The sequence below is a fragment of the Longimicrobiaceae bacterium genome, from assembly GCA_035936415.1.
GTDB lineage: Bacteria > Gemmatimonadota > Gemmatimonadetes > Longimicrobiales > Longimicrobiaceae > JAFAYN01.
In genome coordinates this window covers 1-4,224 of sequence record DASYWD010000055.1, presented here as the reverse complement: position 1 = coordinate 4,224, position 4,224 = coordinate 1, and the positions used below count along the sequence as shown (strand labels likewise).

Here is a 4,224-nt window from a genome sequence, read left to right as displayed (position 1 = left end):
GGGCTTGCCCGGACCCGCGGGGGGGCTGCTACCGGCCGGCGCCCGTCTCGTCGTGCAGCCGCCGGTGCAGGATCTGCTTGGCCCGCTCGGCGCGCTGCGCGTTCTCCCGCTTCACGTCGCGGAAGAACTGGGCGAGGTCCTGGTCGCCTCCCTCCTCGGCGTCCCGGATGTACTGGTCGTACGTTTCGGCCCCCTGGAGCGCGTGGTACAGGATGCTGACCAGGTTGTACGTCACGTCCCGCGTGCCGGTGCTGCCCGTTTCCTGGCTCATCGCTCGTTCTCCGGTGGATGGTTTCTCGTCAGGGCCCGGCCGGTGAGCGCGGTGCGGGCGCAGGCGGTCCACGCAACTTCAAGACCCTTCGCACGATGACGGCACCGGAAAAAGACGCGGTGCGCCGCGCCCTGCGCGAGCGGCTCCGCGCCCTCGCCCCCGCCGAGCGGGACGCCGCCGGGCGCGCGGCCGGGGCGCGGGTGTGGACGGTTCCGGAGGTGGCCGGCGCGCGCGTCCTCCTCCTCTACGCCTCGCTCCCCGGCGAGATGCCCACCGACGCCGTGGCGCGCGACGCCCTGCGGCGCGGCCTCACCGTGGTCTACCCGCGCTGCGTCACCGGTACCCGCACCCTGACGCTGCACGCGCTGGAGCGGCTGGAGGCGCTGCGCGAGGGCGCCTACGGGATCCGCGAGCCGGACGAGACGACCTGCCCGCTCGTGCACGTGGGGGAGGTGGACGCGGTACTGGTGCCGGGGCTGGGCTGGGACCGGAGCGGCGGGCGGATCGGGCGCGGGGCGGGGTACTACGACCGCCTCTTCGCCGACCCGGGGTGGCGCGGCTTCCGCTGCGGCCTCTTCTTCGCCGCGCAGGAGGTGGACGCGGTGCCGACGGAGCCCTGGGACGCGCGGCTGGATGCGGTGGTGACGGAGCGGGAGGTGTGGCGGGGAGAGGGGCGGGAGTACGGGAGTGCGTGAGTGCGAAAGGCGGGCGCCGTTGTAGGCCCTCACCCGGCGGCCCGAGAGCCGCCACCCTCTCCCAAGTGGGAGAGGGGCTGGACTGCCCGGAGCCGTCAGCCCTCCCCCAGAATGGGGGAGGGTGGCGAGCCTAAAGCGAGCCGGGTGGGGGCCCAGCCGGGGACACGCCCGAACCCGACCTTTCCTTGTGTTCCGTCTACCGCTCCTGCGAGCCACCCTCGCCGCGGCAGCGCGGGCCCTCCCAGACCTTCTGCCACCGCCCGCCCCGGTCGCGGGAGATCGCTTCGTACCAGGCCTCGTTCGGGCCGTACACCTGCACCAGGACGTCCGCCTCGCCGGAACCGTTCCAGTCCAGGTAGTCCAGCAGGCGCGGCGCGGCCTTCCCGGTGCGGCGGTAGTCGCGCACCTCCTGGTAGAAGGGCGTGTACCCGGTGCGTGTCTCGTACCCGGCCACGTAGAAAACGCTGTACCCCTCCCCCTCCGCCGGCCCCACCGCCAGGCGGTCGCCCACCAGGTAGGTGGCGGCCATCTCGGGGTTGCCGCCCCCCGTCACCTCGATGGGCTGCATGTCGCGCTGCGCTCCCGGCCAGCTCCGCGGCCGCGGGAGGCCGTTCTGCAGCACCAGCCGCTCGGCGACGATGCTGGCGAAGGTGCGCATGCTGCCGGTGACCTGCGGCGGGCTGTACTCGCCGCGTACCTCGGGGGCCAGGCCCCGTCGGAAGGCGATGAACTCGTTCGCGTCCGCCGCCGCGGCGACCGTGGTCGCGTTCCCGGTGGCGGTGGGGATCCCGCAGGCGGTCGCGGGGCCGGCCCCGGCCAGCGTCAGCGTCCCCACCGAGGCGCCCCGCCGGAAGAGCTCCAGCTGCGCGCCCGGCTCCAGCACCGCCTGCCGGAAGCGGCTCTCGTACGCCTCCGGCGCCACGCCGGCCGGGCGGCGCAGCGTCCGCAGCGAGTCGCCCGAGACCTCGGCGACGGGAACCACCTGCGTGGCGCCCTCGCCGCGGGTCACGTGGAAGAGCACCGTCCCCGAGGGGAGCCCCAGGTCCGCGAAGGTCTGTGCGTCCGGCGCCACCTGTACGGCGCCGCCCGGCGGCGGGGGCGGCACGATCTGCACGTCCGCGCCGCCCCAACCCACGTTGTCGCAGGCGGGGAGAGCGGTTACAATCAGGAGCGCGGCGGTCCCGAGCCGGGACCCTGTCGCAATTCGCATGGGCGACCTGGGATGTTTCTGTCCTGGGGACGGGCTTCCGGCGCCGGGAGAAGCAAGGAACCGGCCACCTGCGCCCCCGTGAGGCGCGACGAGCAAGGTACGGACTTATCGGGGGCTCTGCCAGGCTGAATGATCGATCCAATCGAGTTCCGGCGGGTGATGGGGCACTTCGCCAGCGGCGTGACGGTGGTCACCACGGTGCAGCCGAACGGTGAGCCGTGCGGCCTCACGGCCAACGCGGTGTGCTCCGTGTCCGTGGACCCGGTGCTGGTGCTGGTGTGCGTGGAGCACGGCGCGGACACCCACGACTGCATCCGGGCGGCGGGGCGGTTCGCCATCAACGTCCTGGAGGAGGAGGGAGGCGAGAGCCTGTCCCGCCGCTTCGCCACCTGGGGGGTGGAGGACAAGTTCCGGGGCGTTGCGTGGCGCGAGGAGCGCACCGGGGCGCCCGTCCTGGAGGGCGCGCTGGCGTGGCTGGACTGCCGGGTCGCCCAGGAGCTGCAGGGGGGCGACCACACCATCTTCCTCGGCGAGGTCGTGGCGGCGGACGCCCGCGAGGGGACACCGCTGGTCTACTACCGGGGGGGGTATGGACGCTTCGTCCCCTGAGCGCCGACGCCCCGGCTGGCCCGTGGTGCTGCGGGCCGTGCTGGTGGGGCTTGCGCTCGGCGTGGTGGCGACGGCCGGGGGCGCCCTCGTCCTCTTCCGCACCGAGGGGGCGCTCGCCGCATCGGCCGCGGTGATCGCCACCTTCGCGGTGGCGCTGGGCGCCGGGCTCTGGGCCGGGGTCCCGCCGGACGAGGAGGAGCGCGTCTCGCTGGCCGGCCGCTGGCTCTTCGCCGGGATCTCGGTGGGCGCGGCGGGCGTCTTCGCCACCGTGCTCGGCATCCTCAGCCGCCTGGGGCGGCAGGGCGAGGCGCTGCGCGTGCTCGGGCTCCTCTTCCTGGTGGCGGTCCCCGTGTACGCCATCGGCTTCCTCCTCCCCGCGCTGATCGGCTGGGCGGAGGGGGAGGAGGACCCGCTGGGAGAGGGCGGTGAAGGCCCGGCGCGCCGGGCGCTCGGCGCCGTCGCCGTGGGCGTGCTGGCCGGCTTCGCGGTGGGCGCGCTGGCGTCCGGCTTTTTCCTCATCCCCAAGCTGGACCCCGGCCCCCTGCTGCTGGGGGCCGCCGCGCTGCTGACCTCGCCGCTGCTCTTCCCCCGCGCGCAGCGCGCCGGGCCGGAGGAGCGCGTGGTGTACGAGACGGAGACGCCCTACGGCACGCTGCGCGTGGTGGAGACCACGTACTCGGGGGAGCGGCAGCCGGACCGCACCCTCTACCAGGACGACGAGATCGAGTCCGGGGAGCTGGTGCGGAGCGGCGCCCCCACCTTCGCCTACGTGGCGGCGGGGGAGCGATGGCTGGCGGAGGTGGCCCGCCGCGGCGACGCGTACCTGTTCCTGGGGGGCGGGGCGTACACCCTCCCGCGGCGGGTGGCGGAGCGCGACCCGACGGCCCGGATCACCGTGGTGGAGCTGGACCCGGAGGTGACGCGCGTGGCGTACCGCTGGTTCGGGCTGCGCCCGGAGCACGGGGTCGCGTCGGTGCACGGGGACGCGCGCGCGGCCGTGGACGCCTGGGCGGCCGGCGGGGCGGAGGGCTTCGACCGGATCTACGTGGACGTGTACGGCGGGGGCGAGGCGCTCCCGCACTCGCTGGTGAGCGTGGAGGCGCTCGCCCGGATGCGAGGTCTCCTGCGCCCCGGGGGGACGCTGGCGCTCAACGTGATCGGGACGGCGGCGGGGGAGGGGAGCCTGCGGCTCTGGTCCACGCTGCGCACGGCGTGCGAGGTGTTCCCGTCCACGGAGCTGTACCTCCACCTGGGGCGCGACTACCCGGAGCGGCAGAACTTCCTGCTGGCGTGCGCGGCGGAGGCGGAGCACCGCTTCCCGGAGCGGGCGGGGACCTTCGCGCGGTGGCCGCGGGCGGAGTGGCCGCGGCCGGCGGGGACCACGGTCTTCCGCGACCTGGCGCCCCGGGGAGAGCGAAGCGCCGCGCCCTCCGGGGGAG

At 75.1% G+C, this 4,224-nt stretch carries 5 protein-coding genes; 3 read left to right on the top strand and 2 right to left on the bottom strand.

Features of this window, described 5'->3' with window-relative positions; all coding sequences use genetic code 11:
• Positions 1-28 precede the first annotated feature (28 nt).
• The gene (locus VGR37_02520; GenBank protein HEV2146265.1) at positions 29-271 is read right to left on the bottom strand and encodes a hypothetical protein; all 243 of its coding nucleotides are present in this window, start codon (positions 269-271) and stop codon (positions 29-31) included.
• A 95-nt stretch (positions 272-366) separates the two neighbouring features.
• Between VGR37_02520 and VGR37_02515 the strand changes: the two genes are divergently transcribed.
• A complete protein-coding gene (locus tag VGR37_02515; GenBank protein ID HEV2146264.1) occupies positions 367-966 on the top strand; it encodes a 5-formyltetrahydrofolate cyclo-ligase in 600 nt (199 codons plus the stop codon).
• Positions 967-1,162: 196 nt separating this feature from the next.
• Here the strand turns inward: VGR37_02515 and VGR37_02510 are convergent, their stop codons facing one another.
• Positions 1,163-2,176 carry a hypothetical protein gene (locus tag VGR37_02510; GenBank protein HEV2146263.1) on the bottom strand — a complete coding sequence of 338 codons (1,014 nt, stop codon included), beginning with the start codon at positions 2,174-2,176 and terminating at the stop codon, positions 1,163-1,165.
• Between the two features lie 129 nt (positions 2,177-2,305).
• Between VGR37_02510 and VGR37_02505 the strand changes: the two genes are divergently transcribed.
• Complete coding sequence (locus VGR37_02505; GenBank protein ID HEV2146262.1) at positions 2,306-2,785, top strand: flavin reductase family protein; 480 nt, start codon at positions 2,306-2,308, stop codon at positions 2,783-2,785.
• The coding region (locus VGR37_02500; protein HEV2146261.1) for a fused MFS/spermidine synthase at positions 2,766-4,224 on the top strand (1,459 nt) is incomplete at its 3' end. The genes VGR37_02505 and VGR37_02500, both read left to right, overlap by 20 nt.

Bases quoted from the DNA above. Each gene is read 5' to 3' on its own strand.
- VGR37_02520 (HEV2146265.1), bottom strand. From the start codon at position 271: ATGAGCCAGGAAACGGGCAGCACCGGCACGCGGGACGTGACGTACAAC.
- VGR37_02515 (HEV2146264.1), top strand. From the start codon at position 367: ATGACGGCACCGGAAAAAGACGCGGTGCGCCGCGCCCTGCGCGAGCGG.
- VGR37_02510 (HEV2146263.1), bottom strand. From the start codon at position 2,176: ATGCGAATTGCGACAGGGTCCCGGCTCGGGACCGCCGCGCTCCTGATT.
- VGR37_02505 (HEV2146262.1), top strand. From the start codon at position 2,306: ATGATCGATCCAATCGAGTTCCGGCGGGTGATGGGGCACTTCGCCAGC.